Origin of the sequence: Prochlorococcus sp. MIT 1303 (assembly GCF_001631965.1) — a bacterium.
In the GTDB taxonomy this organism is placed as follows: domain Bacteria; phylum Cyanobacteriota; class Cyanobacteriia; order PCC-6307; family Cyanobiaceae; genus Prochlorococcus; species Prochlorococcus marinus_D.
In genome coordinates this window covers 20596-43342 of record NZ_LVHK01000029.1, presented here as the reverse complement: position 1 = coordinate 43342, position 22747 = coordinate 20596, and the positions used below count along the sequence as shown (strand labels likewise).

Annotated in this window: 22 protein-coding genes, 3 tRNA genes, 1 other RNA gene and 1 pseudogene; 18 read left to right on the top strand and 9 right to left on the bottom strand. The window is 55.7% G+C overall.

Annotation, left to right across the window (positions count from 1 at the left end; all coding sequences use genetic code 11):
- Nucleotides 1-3: 3 nt before the first annotated feature.
- The 3 genes from PMIT1303_RS01795 to PMIT1303_RS01785 all read right to left on the bottom strand — a co-directional run bounded on the left by PMIT1303_RS01795 (nucleotide 4) and on the right by PMIT1303_RS01785 (nucleotide 1232).
- Nucleotides 4-831: an RNA methyltransferase gene (locus PMIT1303_RS01795; protein ID WP_063397276.1), complete on the bottom strand. Its 828-nt coding sequence runs from the start codon at nucleotides 829-831 to the stop codon at nucleotides 4-6.
- 31 nt (nucleotides 832-862) lie between these two features.
- Nucleotides 863-1111, bottom strand: coding sequence for a hypothetical protein (locus PMIT1303_RS01790; protein WP_063397275.1), 249 nt, complete (start codon nucleotides 1109-1111; stop codon nucleotides 863-865).
- Between the two features lie 37 nt (nucleotides 1112-1148).
- Nucleotides 1149-1232, bottom strand: a tRNA-Leu gene (locus tag PMIT1303_RS01785).
- A gap of 158 nt (nucleotides 1233-1390) precedes the next feature.
- On the opposite strand from PMIT1303_RS01785, the gene murA reads away from it, so the two are divergent.
- The 5 genes from murA (at nucleotide 1391) to PMIT1303_RS01760 (ending at nucleotide 5792) form a co-directional block, all read left to right on the top strand.
- The gene (gene murA / locus PMIT1303_RS01780) at nucleotides 1391-2695 is read left to right on the top strand and encodes a UDP-N-acetylglucosamine 1-carboxyvinyltransferase (RefSeq protein WP_063397274.1); all 1305 of its coding nucleotides are present in this window, start codon (nucleotides 1391-1393) and stop codon (nucleotides 2693-2695) included.
- Nucleotides 2696-2718: 23 nt separating this feature from the next.
- Nucleotides 2719-2800 (top strand) — tRNA-Leu (locus PMIT1303_RS01775).
- Nucleotides 2801-2808: 8 nt separating this feature from the next.
- Entirely contained in the window at nucleotides 2809-3990 is a 1182-nt protein-coding gene (locus PMIT1303_RS01770) for an aspartate aminotransferase family protein (RefSeq protein ID WP_063397290.1), read from the top strand.
- Complete coding sequence (locus tag PMIT1303_RS01765; RefSeq protein WP_063397273.1) at nucleotides 3991-5232, top strand: folylpolyglutamate synthase/dihydrofolate synthase family protein; 1242 nt, start codon at nucleotides 3991-3993, stop codon at nucleotides 5230-5232.
- Between the two features lie 20 nt (nucleotides 5233-5252).
- Nucleotides 5253-5792 (top strand): pentapeptide repeat-containing protein, encoded by a 540-nt coding sequence (locus PMIT1303_RS01760; RefSeq protein WP_063397272.1) that lies wholly within the window; start codon nucleotides 5253-5255, stop codon nucleotides 5790-5792.
- 11 nt (nucleotides 5793-5803) lie between these two features.
- Here the strand turns inward: PMIT1303_RS01760 and PMIT1303_RS01755 are convergent, their stop codons facing one another.
- The 3 genes from PMIT1303_RS01755 to PMIT1303_RS01745 form a co-directional block, all read right to left on the bottom strand.
- A complete protein-coding gene (locus PMIT1303_RS01755; protein ID WP_063397289.1) occupies nucleotides 5804-7144 on the bottom strand; it encodes an FAD-binding oxidoreductase in 1341 nt (446 codons plus the stop codon).
- A gap of 495 nt (nucleotides 7145-7639) precedes the next feature.
- Nucleotides 7640-8893 (bottom strand): amidohydrolase family protein, encoded by a 1254-nt coding sequence (locus PMIT1303_RS01750; RefSeq protein WP_063397271.1) that lies wholly within the window; start codon nucleotides 8891-8893, stop codon nucleotides 7640-7642.
- Complete coding sequence (locus PMIT1303_RS01745) at nucleotides 8890-9324, bottom strand: DUF4359 domain-containing protein (RefSeq protein ID WP_063397270.1); 435 nt, start codon at nucleotides 9322-9324, stop codon at nucleotides 8890-8892. Before PMIT1303_RS01745 ends, PMIT1303_RS01750 begins: the two co-directional genes overlap by 4 nt.
- A 39-nt stretch (nucleotides 9325-9363) precedes the next feature.
- Between PMIT1303_RS01745 and PMIT1303_RS01740 the strand changes: the two genes are divergently transcribed.
- The 6 genes from PMIT1303_RS01740 (at nucleotide 9364) to ftsZ (ending at nucleotide 14856) form a co-directional block, all read left to right on the top strand.
- A tRNA-His gene (locus PMIT1303_RS01740) sits at nucleotides 9364-9436 on the top strand.
- Nucleotides 9437-9748: 312 nt separating this feature from the next.
- Nucleotides 9749-11191 (top strand): tRNA (N6-isopentenyl adenosine(37)-C2)-methylthiotransferase MiaB, encoded by a 1443-nt coding sequence (gene miaB, locus PMIT1303_RS01735; RefSeq protein ID WP_063397288.1) that lies wholly within the window; start codon nucleotides 9749-9751, stop codon nucleotides 11189-11191.
- 40 nt (nucleotides 11192-11231) lie between these two features.
- A complete protein-coding gene (locus tag PMIT1303_RS01730; RefSeq protein ID WP_063397269.1) occupies nucleotides 11232-12293 on the top strand; it encodes a D-alanine--D-alanine ligase family protein in 1062 nt (353 codons plus the stop codon).
- Between the two features lie 48 nt (nucleotides 12294-12341).
- On the top strand, nucleotides 12342-12752 hold the full coding sequence (locus PMIT1303_RS01725; protein ID WP_036911846.1) for a hypothetical protein: 411 nt from the start codon (nucleotides 12342-12344) through the stop codon (nucleotides 12750-12752).
- A complete protein-coding gene (locus tag PMIT1303_RS01720) occupies nucleotides 12749-13558 on the top strand; it encodes a cell division protein FtsQ/DivIB (RefSeq protein WP_063397268.1) in 810 nt (269 codons plus the stop codon). The genes PMIT1303_RS01725 and PMIT1303_RS01720 overlap by 4 nt, the downstream gene beginning before the upstream one ends.
- A 188-nt stretch (nucleotides 13559-13746) precedes the next feature.
- Nucleotides 13747-14856, top strand: coding sequence for a cell division protein FtsZ (gene ftsZ / locus PMIT1303_RS01715; protein ID WP_231901221.1), 1110 nt, complete (start codon nucleotides 13747-13749; stop codon nucleotides 14854-14856).
- Between the two features lie 14 nt (nucleotides 14857-14870).
- Here the strand turns inward: ftsZ and ffs are convergent.
- Nucleotides 14871-14967, bottom strand: an RNA gene (gene ffs, locus PMIT1303_RS01710) — signal recognition particle sRNA small type.
- Nucleotides 14968-15010: 43 nt separating this feature from the next.
- Between ffs and panB the strand changes: the two genes are divergently transcribed.
- Nucleotides 15011-15829 (top strand): 3-methyl-2-oxobutanoate hydroxymethyltransferase, encoded by an 819-nt coding sequence (gene panB, locus PMIT1303_RS12725; protein ID WP_074159187.1) that lies wholly within the window; start codon nucleotides 15011-15013, stop codon nucleotides 15827-15829.
- Nucleotides 15830-15902: 73 nt separating this feature from the next.
- On the opposite strand, the pseudogene hemW reads toward panB, so the two are convergent.
- A pseudogene (hemW, locus tag PMIT1303_RS01700) lies at nucleotides 15903-17015 on the bottom strand (radical SAM family heme chaperone HemW); the annotation flags it as partial.
- 49 nt (nucleotides 17016-17064) lie between these two features.
- Between hemW and PMIT1303_RS01695 the strand changes: the two are divergent.
- The 6 genes from PMIT1303_RS01695 to PMIT1303_RS01670 all read left to right on the top strand — a co-directional run bounded on the left by PMIT1303_RS01695 (nucleotide 17065) and on the right by PMIT1303_RS01670 (nucleotide 21931).
- A complete protein-coding gene (locus PMIT1303_RS01695) occupies nucleotides 17065-18234 on the top strand; it encodes a PIN/TRAM domain-containing protein (protein ID WP_063397264.1) in 1170 nt (389 codons plus the stop codon).
- A gap of 30 nt (nucleotides 18235-18264) precedes the next feature.
- Nucleotides 18265-18936, top strand: a complete 672-nt coding sequence (locus tag PMIT1303_RS01690) for an ATP-dependent Clp protease proteolytic subunit (protein ID WP_063397287.1) — start codon at nucleotides 18265-18267, stop codon at nucleotides 18934-18936.
- Nucleotides 18937-19027: 91 nt separating this feature from the next.
- Nucleotides 19028-19630, top strand: a complete 603-nt coding sequence (locus PMIT1303_RS01685; RefSeq protein WP_011826624.1) for an ATP-dependent Clp protease proteolytic subunit — start codon at nucleotides 19028-19030, stop codon at nucleotides 19628-19630.
- Nucleotides 19631-19734: 104 nt separating this feature from the next.
- Nucleotides 19735-20730 (top strand): ketol-acid reductoisomerase, encoded by a 996-nt coding sequence (gene ilvC, locus PMIT1303_RS01680; RefSeq protein WP_063397263.1) that lies wholly within the window; start codon nucleotides 19735-19737, stop codon nucleotides 20728-20730.
- A gap of 2 nt (nucleotides 20731-20732) precedes the next feature.
- A complete protein-coding gene (gene cbiB / locus PMIT1303_RS01675) occupies nucleotides 20733-21725 on the top strand; it encodes an adenosylcobinamide-phosphate synthase CbiB (RefSeq protein WP_369818695.1) in 993 nt (330 codons plus the stop codon).
- A gap of 8 nt (nucleotides 21726-21733) precedes the next feature.
- Entirely contained in the window at nucleotides 21734-21931 is a 198-nt protein-coding gene (locus PMIT1303_RS01670; protein ID WP_041374865.1) for a hypothetical protein, read from the top strand.
- Between the two features lie 10 nt (nucleotides 21932-21941).
- On the opposite strand, the gene PMIT1303_RS01665 is transcribed toward PMIT1303_RS01670, so the two are convergent.
- The gene (locus PMIT1303_RS01665) at nucleotides 21942-22700 is read right to left on the bottom strand and encodes a sugar transferase (protein WP_063397261.1); all 759 of its coding nucleotides are present in this window, start codon (nucleotides 22698-22700) and stop codon (nucleotides 21942-21944) included.
- Nucleotides 22701-22747 lie beyond the last annotated feature (47 nt).

Sequence of the window (22747 nt, the reverse complement as noted above, 5' to 3'; positions counted from 1 at the left end):
GAACTACTGCGTGGAGAAGGTCATTGTGGCTCGTCGCCGCTCAAGCAATAGTGGCACCGCCACCGCCGCCACGTTGAGCGACTCAACTGCTGCGCTATGCGGCAAGGTGACGCAATCAGTACAACACGCCTGCAGACGCGGATGCAGGCCGGATCCCTCATTGCCTAGCACCAACACAGTCGGTTTTCTCCAGTCCAGCTGCCAATAAGGCAAACAAGAATGGGCTGCAGAAGAGCCCGGCACCATGGTGGCCACGACCTGTAAACCGCGACTAGCAGCACATTCAAGCTGCTCAGCCAACTGCTCCACGGCCTCCTGCCCTGATGACCCGAAGCGCTGATAGGGCAACTGCAAGATGGCCCCCGCCGAAGCCCTCAGCACTTTGGGGCTGAGCGGATCCGCCCCAGACGCAAGCCAAACCTCCTCCACCTCTGCCGCCAAGGCTGTTCGCAGCAAGGTGCCAAGGTTGCCAGGATCCTGCAGCCGATCCAAGGCCAACACAAACTTGGCTTGATTAGCAGCCTGCGGAAGAGAATCAAGAGGCAAAAGGCTCGCCACACCATCGGGGCTGACTGTCGTCAACGAAGCCTCCAAAACACTCGGAGTGACCAAATGAATCAAGGTTTGTGCAGGCAAGGCCTGGAGAAGATCCCCATGGCGCTCCAACCAAAAGTTGGTCGCCACAATCTCTTGAGGACGATGTGTAGTTCGCAACACTTCCTGGAGCAGGTGTGTTCCCTCAAGCAGCAGCAAAGACTGCTCTTGACGTCCTTCCTTGCTGGCGAGGAATTTCAATCTCCGCACAAGAGGATTGCGGCGACTTGAAATCAATAGCGAGGCATGAGATCCGATCTACAGAACCTCAGAATGTTGTTTGCTGACGCACCTTCAAACCTTCATTCAGGACAATCTGTTCGCCATCCAAATCAAGCCCATTGACTGCTGCAATTTCACCCTTCAAGCCTTCAGCAGCAAGGCTTTCAATCATCTTTTTGATGACTTGATCTTCCACAGTTGAACTGTCCAAATCATCAGGAGTTAGACGTTCAAGAAAGCGACCCACTTTTGAAGCCACCAACTCAGAGGCATTTGTAATCTTGAGCACAATCATGAATCCAGCTTGAGGTCGATTACTCAATAAAGAATAATGCGGATGGGGAGACTTGAACTCCCACGACATTGCTGCCACTAGTACCTGAAACTAGCGCGTCTACCAATTCCGCCACATCCGCTGGCGTGCGTCGCGCAAGCGACATCATGACGATAAGACATCGACTGCCTACCAGCTTTATCTCAACCTGGCAGTTTTGATCCAGTTTGAGGTCTGGACGTCTAGACTGTCTCGGGTGTAATTGTCAATATGTCTTCGTTCAAGAATAATTAACGGGACATGCCCGCAGCGGTATCCATATCTCAAGAGATTCTCAAGCCGCATCTGGAGATTCAAGGCGGACATACTCTTTCCAGAGAGCTGAAAGTCAGCGGAGCTAAGAATTCTGCCCTCGTGCTGATGACCTCAGCCCTTCTCAGCGAAGGCCCTCTTGAGCTGCACAATGTTCCCCAGCTCACAGATATCCAGGGGATGGCAGACATCCTCTCCTCCTTGGGGGTACGTGTAAAACGGAGTCAGGAGACCGTTTGGCTACAGGCTGATGACCTTCATCACTCCGAACCTCCCTACGATCTAGTCAATGGCCTTAGAGCTAGCTTTTTCTGCATCGGCCCACTACTAGGACGACTCGGTCACGCCAAAGTCCCCCTGCCGGGTGGTTGCCGCATCGGAGCCCGGCCTGTTGTTGAGCACATCAGAGGGCTTAAAGCTCTTGGTGCCATGGTGAAAGTTGAGCATGGCGTTGTCACAGCTTCAGTACCAGGAACGTCACGACGACTTAAAGGTGCTGCAATCGTGCTCGACTGCCCAAGTGTCGGTGCAACCGAGACCATTCTCATGGCAGCTGTGTTGGCGGAAGGCACTAGCACCATCGAAAACGCTGCCCAGGAACCTGAGGTTCAAGACCTGGCCAAAATGCTCAATGCCATGGGTGCTCGTGTAAGCGGTGCTGGTGGTCCAATCATCACCATCGAAGGCGTTGAACGTTTACACGGCTGCAACTATTCGGTGATCCCTGATCGCATTGAAGCAGGCACATTCCTGATAGCAGCGGCAATCACCCGCTCGATTGTTCGAGTGTCTCCAGTCATCCCTGAGCATCTCAATGCCGTGCTCCAGAAACTGAGAGATTGCGGCTGCACCCTTGAGATTGCCAAGCACGGAATCACGCTTATCCCGGGAGATCTTCATGGCGTTGACATCATCACCCAACCTTTCCCAGGCTTCCCAACGGACTTGCAGGCCCCCTTTATGGCCCTGTTAACCACAGCCAAAGGCACAAGCGTGGTGACAGAAAAGATCTACGAAAACCGCATGCAGCATGTCCCTGAGCTGCAACGAATGGGCGCTTCGATTCGTCTTCAAGGAAACACGGCTGTGGTCGAAGGCATACCCCAGCTCAGTGCTGCACCAGTCAGTGGTAACGACTTAAGAGCCGCAGCGGCGCTCGTGTTAGCAGGTCTTGCCGCACGCGGTATCAGTCAAGTTGATGGCCTCAACCACCTCGATCGCGGTTATGACGGGATTGAAACCAAATTGAATGCATCTGGAGCCCATATCCTTCGGCATCAGCCCTCAGGATGACCCTGGCATAACATCACCTCCACGGGAGCGTGGCGGAATTGGTAGACGCACTGGATTCAAAATCCAGCGCCTTCGGGCATGTGGGTTCAAGTCCCACCGCTCCCACTGCTGTGATGGGCACCTACAAACGTTTTCCCGTCACTCTGTTACGCGGGAAAGGATGCTGGGTATGGGATGACCATGGTCATCAATACCTTGACGCTGTTGCCGGTATCGCGACCTGCGCCCTCGGTCACAGTGACCGGGCCCTGCGCCGCTGTCTTGGCCAGCAGCTGAAACAACTTCAACATGTTTCCAATCTGTATCGGATTCCTGAACAAGAGGCTCTTGCCCATTGGTTAGTAGAAAACAGCTGTGCAGACAGCGTGTTCTTCTGCAATTCCGGTGCAGAAGCCAACGAAGCCGCCATCAAGCTGGCTCGCAAACACGGTCATCGCCGTCGCGGCATTGATCGGCCAATCATTCTCACCGCCAATTCCAGTTTCCACGGCCGCACACTTGCCACCATCAGTGCCACAGGTCAGCCCAACTACCACAAAGGTTTCGAACCCATGGTTGAGGGCTTTGAATTTTTCCCGTTCAATGACCTCCAAGCCTTCGAGCAGCAGCTAAATCGCCTCGAAGCTCAGGGGCCCTCTGTTGCCGCCGTGCTAATCGAACCACTGCAAGGTGAGGGTGGCGTCAATCCAGGCGAAGCAAGCTTCTTCCAGCGCCTTAGAGAACTCTGTAGCCAGCATCAGATCCTGCTGATCTTTGATGAAGTTCAGGTCGGGATGGGCCGTTGTGGTCACTGGTGGGGGTATCAGCAGCTTGGGATCGAACCAGATGCCTTCACCTTGGCCAAAGGACTCGGGGGAGGCCATGCCATCGGAGCGTTGCTTGTCAAACAGCACGCTGATCTTTTCGAACCAGGTGACCACGCCAGTACGTTTGGCGGCAATCCCTTTGCCTGCAAGGCAGCTCTCACAGTTGCGAGGGAGATCGAACGACGGGGTTTGATTTCAAAGGTCCAGCAACGAGGCGCACAGCTTCGCGAAGGCCTCACTGAGCTGGTGCAACGTTTCCCGAGGCAACTCAAAGGAGTACGAGGCTGGGGGCTACTGCAGGGATTGGTGCTGCAAGACGAGAGCACATTCACAGCCCCTAATGTCGCCCAAGCCGCCCTTGAAGAAGGGCTACTGGTGATAGCAGCAGGTCCGAAGGTTGTGCGGATGGTGCCGCCGCTGATCATCAAACCAAGCGAAATCCGCCAACTGCTCCAACGTCTGGAGGCCACCCTGGCGCACTTCCGCTAAGTGGCTAAACCCACAAGTCCAAGCAAGGAAGATTTAAGCGATCTAATCCCTCGCTTTGATCAGCGGGGGATGGATCTTGGCCTTGAGCGCATGCAACAAGCACTGCAGGCCATGGGAAACCCCTGTGCCTCTATTCCAGCCATTCAGGTCGTAGGGACCAATGGCAAAGGGTCTATCGCCAGCTTCATTGCCAGCAGCCTTAAGGCTGCTGGCATTCGCGTGGGGCTGACCACCTCTCCTCACCTCGTGAGCTGGTGTGAACGGATCAGCAGCGATGGTGAGCTGATCTCAATCGTTGAGCTACGCCAACGACTCACCGCCCTTCAACCCCTTGCCCAAACCCACCGACTCACCCCCTTCGAGCTGTTGATGGCCACGGCTTTTGATCACTTCAGATCCCGCGAGGTAGAGCTGCTTGTGCTTGAGGTGGGCCTCGGAGGACGCCTCGATGCCACCACAGCTCATCCATACAGACCAATCATTGCCATGGCCAACATCGGCCTCGACCACTGCGAACACCTTGGTTACAGCCTTAAAGAGATAACAGCAGAAAAAAGCGCCGTCATCAGTCCTGGGTCTGCTGTCATCAGTGCTCGTCAACAAGCTGAAGTGGCGAGCATTCTTGAAGACAAAGCAAAACATCAACAGGCCCGCTTGCAATGGGTTTCACCCCTCCCAGAAACCTGGGACTTGGGACTACCAGGAGTCTTGCAACGGCAGAACGCGGCGGTAGCCAAGGGTGCTCTTGAATCTCTGGCCCCACTTGGCTGGCGACTCAATCAAGACGTCATTCGCAAAGGGCTGGCCCACGCCTACTGGCCTGCACGGCTGCAGACCGTTCACTGGCAAAGCCAGCCAGTGCTCATTGATGGTGCCCATAACCCACCAGCAGCCGAACGGTTGGCCCACGAGCGGCAGCAGTGGAGCAATCAAGAGTTTGGGGTTTGCTGGGTGCTTGGTCTACAGGCCCACAAGCAAGCACCAGCCATGCTTCGCCATTTACTCAAGCCAAGCGATCTGGCTTGGATCGTGCCGGTGCCGGAACACTGCAGCTGGACGCAGCACCAACTCGCAGCACACTGCCCCGACCTATCAAGCCAACTCCAATCTGCTGACAATGTTGAACAGGTCTTCTCCATCCTGCTCAAACAGAATCGATGGCCAAATCCACCTCCAGTTGTAGCTGGTTCCCTCTATTTATTAGGTGATCTTCTCGCAAAGCAAACCATCAAGGCAGAGTGAGAGGTGCTGCCGTAAAGCCGATGCCGAGCTCGTTGTCGCAACGTCAAACCCTGATGACGTTTCTGGGCTGGATGCTATGCCTGCTGATCGCTATCCCTGCGCAGGCTCTCGACACCAGTTCAGGGGTTGGGCTACAGGATCGAGCTCTATTCCAAGAACGACTGGACTACACCCTCACCAACCAAAACGGGAAAGACTTCCACGCACAAGACCTCTCCAACACATCCTTCGCTGGTGCCGTTGCAAGAGCTGCCGACTTCAGCAACAGCAATCTGCGTGGCGCGATCCTCACCCAAGGAACCTTTACCCAATCAAACTTCAGCGGCGCTGACCTCTCTGATGCACTGATGGATCGTGTCGACTTCGTCGATACGGATCTGCGCAATAGTGTCCTCAAAGGGGTGATTGCCTCAGGCAGCAGCTTCGCAGGAGCGCAGATTGATGGTGCCGACTTCAGTGATGCGCTACTCGATCTTGATGACCAGCGCCGCCTTTGCCTTGATGCCGACGGCATCAACCAGATCACCGGCATCGCAACCTTCGAGAGCTTGAATTGCTGAAGGAATGGCTGCTACAAGTAGCCCCTCAGCTTGCCTGGATTGAGCACACCCTTGGGGTCATAACGACGCTTAGCCGCCACCTGATCGGCATCAACAACCCCAAGCCCGCCATCCTCAACAGTGATCACATGCGGGTTGAACAAAACAGCCCCATGCTGCCGGCAATCGTTCATAAGCTGCTCCAACGACTGCCGACCGCGCCAGCGGACGATCGGTAACGCAGCCAGGCGTTGAACACCCTGCTGGCGCACCGCCTCCAGATGCCAAAGAAGATCATCGCCCCATTGCTGCTTGAGAACCTGCATGGCAGCTAACTCAGGCTGTGGCAAAAGCATCTGCAAGTAGGTCCAGTCAGGATCTACAGCACGCATGTGCATCGTGGTGTGGTTCCAGGTGAGCTCACGCAACCCTGTGCCACCCCGATAAGCCTCTGGGCCCCATACCTTGCAATGAGCTCCTGCCTCTGCTGCCAGACGCTTCAGGGTGCTAACACCATCGGGAGCGACGAGTAGCAGCAGGCGATGCTGACCATTAGAAGCACCACACCAGTGAGGCAGCTGATCGACGATTGGTCGTTCATGCAAGCTACAAAGATGCAGATCAACCGCTGCACGAGTACAGCGGAGCGCAAGGGCCACGGCCTCTGACCAATCCTCACAATCGATCATCACTTCCTGCCAGGGCACAGCCGGAGCGGTTGCCAAGCTCAAGGCCGTGATGATGCCATTGCTGCCGTAAGCATGATTGAGGGCCTCCGATCCAGCCGCATCCAACTGCAACTGTTGGGGCGCATCCTCAGAGGTCACGACCTCCAAAGCCAACAGATGGCCTGGATCCCGCAAGAAACCCCAGCGCACAGAACCAATCCCACCCGAGCCGCCAGCCACGAATCCACCCACCGAAGCACTTCGCCAGCTAGATGGCAGCAGACGCAGCTGCCGACCATGGCGAGAAAGATGTTGATCTAGATCGCGCAGCAAACAGCCCGACTCCACCGTCACTACTCCCGTGTCGGGATCGAGATGCCGAACCTTAGAAAGTGCACCCATCAGCATGACCACCCCCCCCTGGAGAGGAACGCACTGGCCGTAGTTCCCTGTTCCTGAACCTCGCAGGGTTAAAGGGATGCCATGCCTCGTGCAAGCACCAGCCACAACCGCCACCGCCGCCACCGAATGGGGGCGGACAACAACATCGGCGCAACAGCCCTCCAGCTGCTCACGCAATACAGGCGAGAAGTCATAGGCATCCCTTGAAAAGCGCTTCAACTCAACCGGCGCATCAATGAGCTCCAAATCAGCAACGGCCGTCAGCTCGGCACAACAATCGGCAAGGAGTCTGGTGCTGGTCATCGGCCAAACCGCTAAGACAAATTGATAGCGGCAATCCATCGACAGAGCAAACGTTAAGCAGCCAAGCAAGCCTCCAAAGCGGCTAAATCTCAAGACCTAGCAGCTAATCAACTTTAAAAGTACAAGCAAACCAGCCCCTGCCTAGACTTCCAAAGCCATTATTAGTGACTAGATCTAAACAATATCTCTACCCATAGAATTATAGTTACATGTGCAAGTTCCACAATCAATACTAGCTTCTCCGTTAAAGTCCATCAGCCTTAATAGGCTCACAACTTTTAGGGCGAAATCTTCTCTTTCAAAAAGGCTTAATACCTTGAATTCCGTCATTGCCACGAAGCCATGCACCCTTCAGCGTTACAAATAAATATCTCTTAATTAATTCTTCAATCGCTCAAGCCAAGGATCAAAGAAACACTAATGTGAATACCAACTCAAAAGACTTCAACATTCAAACAATAAAATACCTACTCTTTCTTGATTGAGGAAAGACGCTTATTGGTCTAGGTCTTGCAGCCAGTTTCCATCAACAATCACCTGACGGCGGGGTGGAGCAGCTAGGGCCTCAGCCCAGCTGCCAGCCTCCAAAAGCAGCAGGTTGGCTGGCCTGCCTGGCTGCAATGTTCCGTCCCACGACAGGTTCATCACCCTGGCCGCAGCTGTGGTGAAAGGAGCAAGCCCTAAGCGCTGCCAAGGTGCCAGATGAGCCAAAGGCAACGAAAAAGCCATCAATGCCAAAGGGTCAAAGTTGCCAGCCGGGAACCAGGGATCTTGAACGTTGTCGCCTCCGACAGCCACCGTTACACCTGCCAGCTGGAGTTGATGGATTGGTGTCAGAGGTCGCTCCACAGGAGTGCGACGAGGTTGCTTCGACAACAACCAGCCATTGGTCAGCGGCAGAGACACCACATTGAGTCGATGATGAGCCATCCGATCAGCCAAACGACGCACGGCTCCCGGCGGCAGCAACCCCATGCTGCTGGCATGACTACAAGTGATCGGCACTGTGATTGACATGCGATCAAGCACCAGCAGCAGTTGCTTTAAGCCAGCCGCAGGATGGCTTTGCGACTCATCAATGTGAAGGTCAATGCCACAGCCCAAGCGATCGGCAAGTTGCAGCATCTGCCGCAATGAATCTCGCGTCTTCCTCGGATCAAAAGGGGGCACAACCACACCACCCAGCAGACCTCCTACCTCTGCGACCCGACCCGCTAGCTGATCGCCTTCGCGGGTGCTCCAGTGCTCAATCGGCACCAGAGCGACCCATTGCAACTCCATCCACTCTTGCCACTGACGCTGTAGATCCAGCAAAGCCTCCCAGCTGCTATCGGTAGCTGGACCAAGGCTGTCGACATGACTGCGCATGGCTCTCAAGCCATACCTCAAGGCAAGCTTGAGAGATCTCTCAGCACGCTGCCTCACCCCAATCAAGGTGCGGCTTTGACGCTCCTTAAAGTTCGCAACCATGGCACCGCCATAGGTGCCATGCAGGTTGGGAAACTCAAGCCAGGTGAATGCCTTGTCGAGGTGAGCATGGGGCTCTGCCAACCTCGGCAAGAGCAGCCGCTTCGGCGATAAAACATCAGCATCAATCAGCTCAAAAGAGCAGAGGCGCCCGTCCTGCCAACAAATGCGAAGAGGACATAGACCCTCAGCGGTGACCCGTGCTGATAAGACATCCACTTCCCTTGTCAACAAACCACGCGGCACCCAAGCCTCGAGGCATCCCTTGCGCTCCTGGCTCACTCCACATTGCCCGGATCCGTCCGAGTCTGAATGGTCAGGAAACGCCCAGCGCCCGCAATGGTTGTCACGGTATAGGAGGGCAGACGCATCTGCGGGAGCAAATTCCGACCATCCAACTTGGTCGTGTAAATACTGCCCAAACCAAAATTGAGTCTTGTGGTGAACTCTCCTGCAACGGATGCCAGCACCGGCTGTTGTGCTGCGATCAGCTCTGGACAATTTCTAATCCAAAGCCTCAACACCATCGGTAGCCCCTTCTGCTCACATAACTCCTCTGTCGCAAGTTCCACCAACTGATCACCTGCATAATCGCTGTAATCCTCCATGGAAGGGTTGGTCCAAACCAACAGCGCACCACAACCTGCAAGGACTAAAACACCAGCCAGCCATGGTCCGGATGGCCAGCAACGTTGATCAAATGGGTTCTGCAGGATGGCTTCAAGGCGAATTGGTAAATTCTTACCGACGCGGCGGGCGTCGCCAAGTGGTTAAGGCAGCGGCTTGTGGCGCCGCTATTCGGGGGTTCGAATCCCCTCGCTCGCCCTCAACTCTTCCCATGGCTTCACAAGAGTCAAAGCCTCCACAACGAGCAAGCCACAGCTGCAACGCCTAGAAGCTCTACGAAGCCTGCTAACCGGTGTGATGGCAGTCTTCACTGCTAGAAGAAGGCCAGCTGATCATCAAGGCCTCGGGGCAGCCAAATTAAGCTGCATATAGGTGGCAAACAGCATCTACCAGCAATGCTGAAGACACTCCAACGGCTGAACAACTCAACCAAATAAATAACGCTCACAGCCCTCATCTCCAAATCAACACAATCCATCAGGGCTCGACACACTGAAGGAGTTGATGAGATTGTTTCGATCGTTCGCCTCGCCTCTTGCCTTGGTCGCCACCTCCGCCCTCGCTACTAATCCGGCAACAACCGCACAGCATCAAGGCAGTTTCTGGATTCAAACCTTCGGTTGCCAGATGAACAAGGCCGATTCAGAGCGCATGGCCGGAATTCTTGAGGCGATGGGATACCACGAGGCGCCAGCAGAACTAGAAGCGGATCTCGTGCTCTACAACACCTGCACAATTCGCGATAACGCCGAGCAGAAGGTTTACAGCTACTTAGGACGCCAGGCCCGCCGCAAACGAACACACCCCCATCTGAAGCTGGTCGTTGCCGGTTGCGTAGCGCAACAGGAAGGAGAAGCGCTACTGCGACGAATCCCTGAACTCGACCTTGTGATGGGGCCCCAACACGCCAACCGCCTTGAAGCCCTACTCACACAGGTGGACAATGGTCAGCAGGTTGTCGCCACAGATGACAACCACATTCTCGAGGACCTCACCACAGCTCGACGGGAAAGCACAATCTGCGCCTGGGTCAATGTGATCTACGGCTGTAACGAGCGTTGTACCTATTGCGTGGTGCCCTCCGTTCGGGGGAAGGAGCAATCAAGATCGCCAGAGGCGATCCGACTGGAGATCGAGGGCCTGGCCGCCCGTGGATTTCGGGAGATCACCCTGCTTGGCCAGAACATTGATGCTTATGGACGCGATCTGCCAGGGATCACCCCTGAAGGCCGCCGCCAAAACACACTCACCGATCTTCTCCATCACATTCATGACGTGGAAGGAATCGAGCGCATCCGCTTTGCGACAAGCCATCCGCGCTACTTCACGGAACGATTGATCGAAGCTTGCTTTGATCTACCCAAATTGTGCGAACACTTCCACATCCCCTTCCAAAGCGGTGATAACGATGTGCTTAAGGCCATGGCTAGGGGTTACACAGTGGAGCGTTATCGACGCATCGTGAACCGAATCCGGGAGCTTATGCCCGATGCCGCTATCAGTACTGATGTGATCGTGGCCTTCCCAGGCGAAACCGACGCCCAGTTCCAAAACACCTTGAACCTCATCGAGGAAGTGGGTTTCGACCAGGTGAACACCGCGGCTTACTCACCCCGTCCAAATACGCCTGCAGCCACCTGGCGCAACCAACTCCCCGAAGTGGTGAAAGTGGAGCGACTCAAGCAACTCAATGCGCTGGTGGAACGCGTAGCCCTGCAGCGCAATAGCCGCTACTCCGGCAAGGTTGAGCAGGTGCTAGCCGAAGGGATCAATCCAAAAAAACCACAACAGCTGATGGGACGCACCCGCACCAACCGACTCACATTCTTTGCGGCCGAAGGACCCCAAGGTTGCCGCTACAGCCCAGGCGATCTCGTCGACGTTCAGATCAACAGTGTGCGTGCTTTCTCACTGAGCGGAACCCCTTGTGATCAAACCAGAAGTCGGCACTGATAACTTTGGTCGCTAACCCCCACGGCCTTGCAGCATCTCCATGCCTTCCTCCCGCACCTGTGTAGGCGTGGTGTTCGGCGGCGCGTCCGAGGAACATGCCGTTTCAATCCGATCAGCCATCACCGTGGTCGGTGCCCTACGCAGTGGAGCGAACAACAATCGCTTCGAGGTCATTGCGATTTACATCGACCAACAAGGCCGCTGGTGGCCAGCTGGCGTTGCCGAAGGAGTGCTGAAGCAAGGACAACCCACCAAACCGGAACAACTGTCGACACCCCTTGCCCCGCAGGGCTTTACCAAACTGCCTGAGGGGAGCGAAAGGGTACAGGTCTGGTATCCAGTTCTGCATGGTCCCAATGGCGAAGATGGCACCGTGCAAGGCCTATTCACCCTGATGGGACAACCTTTTGTGGGTTCAGGCGTGCTCGGCTCGGCCCTCAGCATGGACAAGTTGGCCATGAAAGCCGCCTTCGCAGCAGCAGGGTTACCCCAGGTGCCTTACGCCGCCGTTGATGCCGCAGATCTCCTCGAAACTGAATCGCGTCAAGACGTCGCCAAACACTTGGAGGCCAAACTCAAATACCCATGTTTTGTCAAACCCGCCAACCTGGGTTCTTCAGTCGGTATCAGCAAAGCTCAAAACCGCAACGAGCTGCTTATCGGTCTCGACAAGGCTGCCAGCCTTGATCGGCGCATTGTGGTGGAGCAGGGAGTGAGCGCAAGAGAGCTTGAATGCGCTGTCCTAGGCAAGCGTGAGCTGCAAACCTCTGTCGTAGGGGAGATTTGCTTTGATGCGGACTGGTACGACTACGACACCAAATACAGCGAGAATTGCAGCCATACGCTCATTCCAGCGCCTCTACCAGAGGGAGTGGAAGCACAAATCCGCACACTTGCGTTACAAGCCTGTCGCTGCGTAGCCGCCCATGGCATGGCCAGGGTCGACTTTTTTTACAACGCTCCACGCAATGAAATTTGGCTCAATGAGATCAACACCCTGCCAGGCTTCACATCTCAGAGCATGTATCCAATGCTCTGGGAGGCTTCTGGTGTAACGCTCGAAGAGCTCGTGAGCCAACTTGTGATCACAGCGGGAGAATAAACAAGTTCCAACTTGATGGCATTCCGGACTTCCATCTTTGACCTGCCAATGATTCACGGTCTGCTCTGGTTCCCCCTGCTCCTGGTATTTGTGCTTCTCACTGCTCTCGGGTGGCTAGAGAGGCGGCGGCAAAACCTCTTCCGCGTCTGGGCGGAGGACTCTGAGCTATCTAAACTTGACGGCTCAGGAGCTGCTCGACTGAAACAAGGCATGCTCAGCTGGAGCAGCTTTGAAGCAGGCCGTTTTCAAGAGCAGGGCAACTTTGAAGTCACCAAGCTGGAGATGCTGGAACTGATGGCCCTGACCTCAGGGGAAGCTCCTCTCACCCAAGAATCTCAGGGCCGTTGTCGACTTCGGCTGATCGGCAATGGCCAAGAAATGGATGTGCCCTTTGCCGATGCAGAACAGGCTCGCCGTTGGGTGGATCAGCTGATGGCCCGGGCACGCTGTGACCTGTGAGCTCATCCACCCCTGATCGACGGCCTGCAAACGGCCCAGGGGTAGAGAGGCGGCGCCGGTTGCGCCAACAACGCCGCCGAGAGCAACTGATCTACCTCTGGCGAATGTTGACATTCATCTCTATTGCCGCAGGCCTGGGATGGGTACTACTCAGCCAAGGATGGAGCCTCAACAACGCCAAGCAAATCCATGTGCAAGGCAGCCGCAACATCCAAACAAACACCGTGATCAAGGCCGGTGAGCTCCACTTCCCTCAGCCACTTCTTGGTTTCAACCCCAAAGAACTAGAGCAGACCCTGCTACGCAAACTGCCGCTCAACTCGGTCGTCGTGCAAAGGCGCCTACTCCCTCCAGGAATAGATGTGGCTCTTCAAGAACGAAAACCCGTTGCTTATGCACTACGAAAACGCGCCTATGGCCAAGAGCAGGGCATGGTCGACAGCACTGCGATGTGGATACCACTCAACGTGGCAAAACAAGGCGAGCGTCCCTCTACAAACTTGACGGTGGAAGGCTGGACGGCCAGCAAACGGCAAGCCATTTCCCAGGTGCTTGAGCAACGAAATCAGCTTGGTAGTCCCCTAGAGCGAATCCTCGTGGCTCCTGATGGAGAGCTCAGCCTGCAAACCAAGACCCTTGGTCTGATCCAACTAGGCAGCAATAGCAGCCTGCTGAAGGAGCAACTAGAAACTTTGGCCCAATTGAGCAAAACCCTGCCGTCAAGTTTTCGCCATAAAACAGGCACAACCATCGACATCAGCGATCCCGCCAAACCGGAACTGCAAATGCCCCAACCTTCTAAGTGAGGTCAATCGTCCTGCAAGGCATGCCAAGCAAAAGCAATGCCAGATGACCTGAAATCGCCAACTGTCCGTTGCAGAGATGGAGCAAACAATCAACTGTGTTGAAACTTTCAGCGAAAAGCTCCAACACGGACATAATGCATCAACACCTCAATGGTTCGACATCGACAATGGAGATGGCGATCAAAAACATGTCCGTGTCCACCTCCATGGAGACCTCAGGGATCCTTCCCAGCCAATCAGCTCGCATTGAAGTAATTGGCGTCGGCGGAGGCGGCAGCAATGCCGTCAACCGCATGATTCTCAGTGACCTCGATGGTGTGAACTATCGGGTCATGAATACTGACGCTCAGGCCCTGCTTCAGTCTGCAGCCAGTAACCGCGTGCAGCTGGGTCAGACCCTTACGAGGGGGTTAGGAGCTGGCGGTAATCCCAGCATCGGTCAGAAGGCGGCGGAGGAATCTCGAGCAGAACTGCAACAAGCTCTGCAAGGAGTCGATCTCGTCTTCATCGCCGTTGGCATGGGTGGCGGGACCGGCACTGGAGCCGCTCCAGTGGTTGCCGAAGTTGCCAAGGAAAGCGGCGCGCTCACTGTGGGCATCGTCACCAAACCCTTTAGCTTTGAGGGACGTCGTCGCATGCGGCAGGCCGCTGAAGGCATTAGCCGCCTGGCCGATCATGTGGACACCTTGATTGTGATCCCCAACGACCGCATTAAAGACGTCATCTCCGAAGCTCCGCTTCAAGAAGCCTTCCGAAGTGCAGATGACATCCTGCGTATGGGTGTTAAAGGCATCAGCGACATCATCACCTGCCCTGGCCTTGTCAATGTGGACTTCGCCGACGTGCGTTCGGTGATGACCGAAGCCGGCACGGCCCTGCTGGGGATTGGTGAAGGTTCAGGACGTTCCAGGGCGATAGAAGCAGCCCAGGCTGCCATCAGCAGTCCGCTACTGGAGGCGGCCCGCATCGACGGAGCCAAAGGTTGCGTGATCAACATCAGCGGCGGTCGCGACATGACCCTTGAGGACATGACCTCCGCATCGGAAGTGATCTACGACGTGGTAGATCCAGAAGCCAACATCATTGTTGGAGCTGTGGTGGACGAGAAACTCGAAGGTGAAGTTCACGTCACCGTTATCGCCACAGGCTTTGAAGGCAACCAGCCTTACCGGAGCGAACGCTCAATCAACAAGATTGCCTCTCAATCGATCTATAGCCAGCCTGAAGCCAACGAATCGGGTGCACGAATTCCCGAATTCCTGCGCAAGCGTCAACCTCGTAACGATAACGAGATCTAACCTTCGTCCATGTGGGTGACCCGGATTCCACGCCTGTCACGAGCATCCCGTGTGGCTGCTACCTTCCGGTCCTGACCAGATTTAGGCGTCGCGGCCGCATGGGTCCGAGTCAACACGATGCTAGCAATGGACCCTCGAGGGCCTGGAGAAGCAGATGCGCCCCAGCGAATTAACTCAACTCAAGCAGGACGGGCGAGCGATCAGCATCCTCACAGCCTGGGATGGCTTAAGCGCGGCCTTGGTTGAGGCCGCTGGAGCCGATGTGGTTCTAGTAGGAGACTCGCTAGCGATGGTCGCACTGTGCCATGCAACCACCCTGCCTGTGACTGTGGAGCAGATGCTCCACCACACCCAAGCGGTGGGTAGGGGTTTCACTCGCCCTCTGTCACAACAGCCCCTCGTCGTCTGCGACCTCCCATTCCTGAGCTACCAATGCGGAGAAGACAAGGCTGTAGCTGCCGCCGGAAGCCTGCTCAAGCACTCCTGTGCCGCCGCCGTGAAGCTAGAAGGAGCAGAGCCAGAGGTCCTAACAGTCATTGAGCGTCTGGTGCGGATGGGGATCCCAGTCATGGGGCATTTGGGCCTCACTCCACAAGCAGTACATCAGCTCGGCTACCGCCGTCAGGCGGAGGACCCTCGCAGCCAAGCGCAAATGCAGCAACAAGCAAAACAACTTGAGCAAGCGGGCTGTTTCGCCCTGGTGGTCGAACATGTGCCGAGTTCCATCGCTCGTTGCCTGAGTCAACAACTCACCATCCCCGTGATCGGTATCGGCGCTGGCGAAGATTGCGATGGACAGGTAAGGGTCACCGCTGACCTGTTGGGACTAACTCCCAGCCAACCCCCCTTCAGTCCGCCATTGATCCAAGGTCGCCAGCTGTGCGTAGAAGCCCTTCAAGGTTGGGTGAAGCAATTGCATCAGCAGGCAGAGACTGCCACCACAACAACATCTCCACCAGAACCTGATTGCTGATGGCCATCCCCTCGGGGTCACTGAGCTGCCAACGTCGTCCATGCAGCTCTAACCAGCCCCGATCCAACGCCGCCTGCCAGCGCACCTGCAACGACGGCAATAGAGCGTTGCACTGCTCATGAGTCCAGCCCCAAGCCCTACTGAGGGCCTCAAGATCAACTCCCTCACGGCAACGCAAACCCACCAACAACTGTTCATCCAGAGGTAAGAGTCTTGCCTGAGCCGCAACTAGAGAGGAATCCAGTCCTTCTGCCTCCTGAACCTCAATCCAGCTGCAGTAACCATCCCTTGTACGCGGACGAGCCAGCCTCTGGCCCCAGGGCGCACTGGTCGCACCCTGACCAAACCCCCACCACCCTGCCCCGCTCCAATACACGCGGTTATGGCGTGAGGCGTGCCCTGGTAAGGCGTAATTAGAAATTTCATAGCGGCCAAATCCTGCCTGACGAAGCAAGACACTGGTGGTCTGCATCTGCTCGGCGGCCAAATCATCATCGGGCAAATCCAACTCCCCCCGCCGCTGACGCCAAGCAAATACCGTGCCTGGTTCAACAGATAACTCATAGATCGAAAGATGAGGTGAACCAGTATCAATGGCCTCAACAAGCTGTTGTTTCCATGCCACCAACTCCTGTCCGGGCAGGTTCTGGATGAGATCCAAACTCCAACTTTTCAGCTCTCCGCACTGATGAGCCTGATGCAACCATCCGCAAGCCTCCAGTAAATGGTGGCGACGATGACGGCGCCCAAGCGTCTCGAGCACTGCATCATCGAAACTCTGCCCCCCCAAGCTCACCCTGTTAACACCAACCGCTAGTACGGCCTCTAGGTAAGCCTGATCGAAACTAGCTGGATCCATTTCCAGCGTGATTTCTGCACCAAACTGAACGCCAAACCGTTGCCTTAGCTGATCCAACAGGGCACCAATCTGAGCTGAGCTGAGCAGAGATGGTGTTCCGCCGCCGATGTAAACCGTGGCCAGAGTTGGCCCAGGCTTGACAAGCGCAATCTCCCGTTGCAATAGCTGCAGATAAGACTGAATCGAGGCGCTGCCAGAGCCCTTAGCCCCATTGGCATGATCGCCAAGGGGCACGACAGCGAAATCGCAATAAAAGCAACGCCGATGGCAGAAAGGAATGTGCAGATAGGCACTGCGAGGTGGCAACACAGCAAGACCGTCTCTCATCAATCAATCCGCAAAGGTGCGGACATCTGCCCGGGCCAAGCTCCAGAGGATGGTGCATGCTGCCTGCATCCGGAGCGAGCAGACACGATCTAACCCCATGGTTGACCTGCTCATCCTGGTGCTGTTTCTGATCTCTGGCGCGGCCACTGGCTGGCTAGGAGTTGAGCTGTTGCCCGAACGGCTTCTGGAGCAAACGATCAACATCGATCGACTGAGGTTGGCCCTGAGTGGGTTGAGCGCCTGCTTTGGACTTTTGGCTGGATTCTTCTTCCAGCGACTGCGGCAAAGGCTGATGCAGCAGGTGCGCACCATGCCCACCGACCTCTTGGTCAGTCGAGCCGTAGGCCTCATTCTTGGCCTACTGGTTGCCAATTTGCTGCTGGCACCAATCCTGCTTTTGCCCCTCCCATTTGAGGTGGTGTTGGTGAAGCCTCTGGCCGCAGTACTGAGCAATGTCTTCTTTGGGGTCCTTGGATACAACCTGGCGGAGGTCCACGGTCGCACCCTGCTACGCCTGTTCAATCCCAACAGTACCGAGGCGTTACTGGTCGCCGATGGGGTTCTAACACCTGCCACTGCAAAGATTCTCGACACCAGCGTGATCATCGATGGCCGCATTCGTGGACTACTGGCCTGCGGACTGCTGGAAGGTCAGGCAATCGTGGCCCAAACCGTGATTGATGAACTGCAACAGCTGGCCGATTCAAGCAATGCCGAAAAACGAGCCAAAGGTCGACGCGGTTTGAAGTTGCTCACTGAATTACGCGAAAGCTATGGAAGGCGGCTGGTTTTAAACAGCACCCGATATGAGGGATCCGGCACTGACGAGCGACTGCTCAAACTCACCGCCGATACAGGCGGAATCTTGATCACTGCCGATTACAACCTCGCCCAAGTCGCCAAGGTCAAAGACCTCAAAGCCATCAACCTCAGCGAAATCGTGATCGCCCTGCGACCTGACGTACAACCCGGCGACGAACTGAAGCTCAAGATCGTCAAACAGGGCAAGGAAGACAACCAGGGGGTGGGCTATCTAGAAGACGGCACGATGGTAGTGGTGGAGGGCGGCAGAGAGGCCATTGGACAGCGGCTACCCGTTGTGATCACTGGAGCGCTGCAAACCCCTACCGGCAGGATGGTCTTTGGTCGGTTCGAGAAAAATCAGCCAACCCGCAAATCAAGTAAGACCAGCGAGCGCCCACCGGCCAACCCTCGCTAGTCTCCAAACTCCGCCAAAGATGTGCTGCAGATGACGGTGTCCGCTCCCTACTACGGCGAATCAACAGTGATGCGTACACCGCCTCCGGATTTGCCATCGCTACTTCTCAAGGAACGCATTGTCTACCTAGGACTGCCCCTGTTCTCCGACGACGATGCCAAGCGGCAGCTGGGCATGGATGTGACCGAACTGATCATTGCCCAACTTCTCTATCTGGAGTTCGACAACCCAGAAAAACCCATTTACTTCTATATCAACTCCACTGGTACCAGCTGGTATACGGGTGATGCCGTCGGCTTTGAAACCGAAGCTTTTGCGATCTGTGACACCCTGCGTTACGTCAAACCCCCTGTCCACACCATCTGCATCGGCCAAGCAATGGGCACGGCAGCGGTGATTCTCTCGGCAGGCACCAAAGGCCACAGGGCCGCCCTTCCCCACGCCTCAATCGTGCTACACCAACCTCGCAGTGGTGCCCAAGGTCAAGCCACCGACATTCAGATCCGTGCAAAGGAAGTGCTGCATAACAAGCAAGCCATGCTCAAAATTCTTTCCAGCAATACAGGCCGCAGTATTGAGCAGTTATCAAAGGATTCTGATCGGATGAGTTATCTCACCCCTGGGGACGCTGTCGAATACGGCATCATCGATCGGATTCTCAGCAGCCGTAAAGAGCTATCCAGTTCAGAGTCACTGAACTGAACGATCCACTGCAACCCTGGACTAAACCCTTCCAGGCTCAATCTCAGATCATTCCTAATCCAGTTCTGATTTCTTCCTTTCTTTTTTCACCATGCCGATTGGTACCCCAAGCGTTCCCTACCGTCTGCCCGGCAGCCAGATGGAGCGCTGGGTCGACATCTATACCCGCCTTGGGGTGGAAAGGATCTTGTTCCTTGGGCAGGAAGTCAGTGATGGTGTTGCCAACAGCTTGGTAGCCCAGATGCTCTACCTAGATTCTGAAGACAGCACAAAACCGATCTACCTGTACATCAACTCCCCAGGTGGATCAGTCACTGCTGGCCTGGCGATCTACGACACGATGAAATACGTCAAAAGTGATGTCGTAACAATCTGCGTTGGCTTGGCAGCTTCGATGGGCGCCTTCCTTCTCACTGCAGGAACCAAAGGGAAAAGACTCGCCTTGCCCCACAGCCGAATCATGATCCACCAACCGCTGGGTGGAACCAACCAACGACAAGCCAGCGACATCGAAATCGAAGCCCGTGAGATTCTGCGAATCAAAGACATGCTCAACCACTCCATGGCAGAGCTGACAGGTCAGACCTTTGAAAAAATCGAAAAAGACACCGACCGCGACTACTTCTTAAGTGCAGCCGAGGCCAAAGACTATGGCCTCATCGATCGTGTGATTGCCCACCCGAACGAAGCTTGATGCGTTGATGGCACTGACAACCGAGAAGGACTATTGGGCCTTCAGCCAAATCCATAGGGCCCTTGCGTAAGCTCTGACCTTGCCCTGAACGCAATCCAGCCAGGATGGCCCAGCTCTTCTACGACTCCGATGCCGATCTCGGCCTACTGAACGGCAAGACCGTCGCCATCATTGGCTATGGCTCCCAGGGCCATGCCCATGCCCTCAACCTCAAGGACAGCGGCGTAGATGTGGTAGTGGGCCTATATGAAGGCAGCCGCTCCGCCGAGAAAGCCCGCACCGATGGACTGGAAGTGCTCAGCGTCGCTGAAGCCGCCGCCAAAGCGGACTGGATCATGGTGCTACTACCGGATGAATTCCAAAAAGATGTTTATGCAAAAGAGATCGCCCCTCATCTGAGTTCAGGGAAAGTGTTGAGCTTCGCTCACGGCTTCAACATCCGCTTTGAGCTGATTCAGCCGCCAGCTGATGTCGACGTGGTAATGATTGCTCCCAAGGGACCCGGCCATACCGTGCGCTGGGAATATCAGAATGGGCAGGGCGTCCCAGCCCTATTCGCAATTGAACAAGATGCCTCCGGCCAAGCACGTGCACTGGCCATGGCCTACGCCAAGGGCATCGGCGGCACCCGAGCGGGCATCCTCGAAACCAACTTCAAGGAAGAAACCGAAACCGACTTGTTCGGAGAACAAGCCGTGCTCTGTGGCGGGCTCTCAGAGCTCGTCAAAGCAGGCTTTGAAACCCTTGTAGAAGCTGGCTACCAGCCTGAGCTGGCCTACTTCGAGTGCCTTCACGAGGTGAAGTTAATCGTGGATCTGATGGTGAAGGGCGGCCTCACTGCCATGCGTGATTCAATCTCCAACACTGCCGAATACGGCGACTACGTGAGTGGGCCAAGACTGATCAACGCTGATACCAAGGCTGAGATGAAGCGCATCCTCGCTGACATCCAAGACGGCACCTTTGCTAAAAACTTTGTCGCCGAATGCGAATCAGGCAAACCTGAAATGAAGAAGATTCGCGATCGCGATGCCGCCCATCCAATTGAGCAGGTCGGCAAAGGTCTCCGCGCCATGTTCAGCTGGTTGAAAACAGCCTGAACCTGGCCATTCTGCTAGTCATCACTGCAGCAGGTCTCGACCTGCTGATCGGTGATCCGCGCTGGTGTCCACATCCCGTTGAGTTGATGGGATCTGTGATCAAACATCTGCGTCATCTTGCCGAAGCGATCGCCGGAAATCGCCCCTTGCTGCTGCGTGTTAGCGGCGTTCTGATCACAGCTGTGCTGATCAGCGGCAGCGGTGCACTGGGTTGGGCGATCGAACGCCTCGCCCTGCAGGAGGGCATCGCCCCAGCCTGGCTCGGGATCCCCCTGCTGGTGATCGCTCTGGCCAGTGCCCTCGCCGCCGGCAGCCTCCGCCACAGCATCTTGAAGGTGTTGACGGCGCTGCCCACAGACGCTGGAGGAGACCTGTCTATCGCCCGTTTGCAGCTGAGCTGGATCGTGGGACGCGATGTAACCCAGTTGAATGAGCAGGAGATTCTGCGGGCTACCGCTGAAAGCGCAGCCGAAAACGCCGTGGATGGCGTGTTTGCACCGCTGTTTTGGATGCTGATCGGTGCTGGCCTCTGGCATGTCTCCAATACATGGCCAGGCCCTCTAGCCCTGGCCTGGAGCTTCAAGGCCTCCAGCACCCTTGATTCGATGCTGGGCTATCGGCAGGGAACGCTGCAATGGCTGGGCACTGCCGGAGCACGACTCGATGATCTCCTCACCTGGCTCCCTTGCCGCCTGGTGATGCTCACCCTTCCTCTAATCAGCAAGCCTTGGCGCCAGTTACCTGCTCTGGTGATGGCAGCGGAACAGGACGGAGCATTGGATCACTCACCCAACGCCGGACGGTCCGAAGCGATCTATGCCCACTGTGCCGGGGTGCGAATGGGCGGACGCAACCGATACGGCAACCGATGGGTGGACAAACCCTTGCTAGCAATCGATCAACCGCCGGCAGACCCAGATGCTCTGCAGCGCATCCTGGCACTCACCAGTTGGCTTGAACTGGTCTGGATCATGATTGCGCTGGTTCTGCTCTAAGCAAGCCAATGCGAATGATCACCATCACCGCCACAGCTCTGCTGCTGCTGTCGGTGCAGATCCCTGCTCAGGCAAAAACCACCAGAACCTTCAGCGGTTCCAATCCCGCCGAAGTGGAGAAGAACGCTCGTAAGGCTGGTTACAGCTATCCGGAAAGCGAGATGAAGTGTTCAGCTCGTTGCAACCAGCGCTGGGCAAGAGACTGACCCCTTCGCCTCAGTAGGCACCGCGATCCATAGGCAGCAACAGCACACCAAAGGTGCGCAGAATGATCGCTAAGTCCAACATGAATGAGCGCCCCCGGGCATAAGCAAGGTCAAGGCGAACCCGCTTGGCATAGCTGAGATTGTTGCGACCACTCACCTGCCACAGACCAGTCAGCCCAGGGCGTACAGATGCAACTTCATGCATAAACTCCCCATAGCGTTCAAGTTCTTTATCAACGATTGGTCTGGGACCAACCAAACTCATTTCACCCCGCAGCACATTCAAAAACTGAGGCAGTTCATCAAGACTGGAACGACGCAAAAATCGACCAATTGGTGTGATCCGAGGATCCTTACGAAGCTTAAAATCACGCTCAAACTCAGCCCTCATCGAAGCAGATTTAACAAGCAAATTTGCAAGGATGTCGTCGGCATCTGCTCTCATCGTGCGGAACTTGATACAGCCAAAGCGTCGATAATCACGACCTACCCGTCGCTGCACATAAAAAACAGGCCCAGGTGAGCTGAGTTTGACCAGCAACGCCAAAAGGAGAAAGACCGGAGAGCCGAGGCTGATGACAGCAAGGGAAAACACCACATCTCCAGATCGTTTAATCGATCTCCCCAAGCGACTCTGCTGCCCAATCAATGCATTCGCAGGCAATGTTGAGGCTGGGGCTGCAAGCACCTCAAGATGACGACGAGAAGCCCCTCGGCCCAAGGCTCTGCTACCCCCATGAAACACAAACCGCCTGGAGGCCAATCTCAAGATCTCTCCAAGCTGCTCTTCTACTCAAGATCAGGATCGAAACGCTA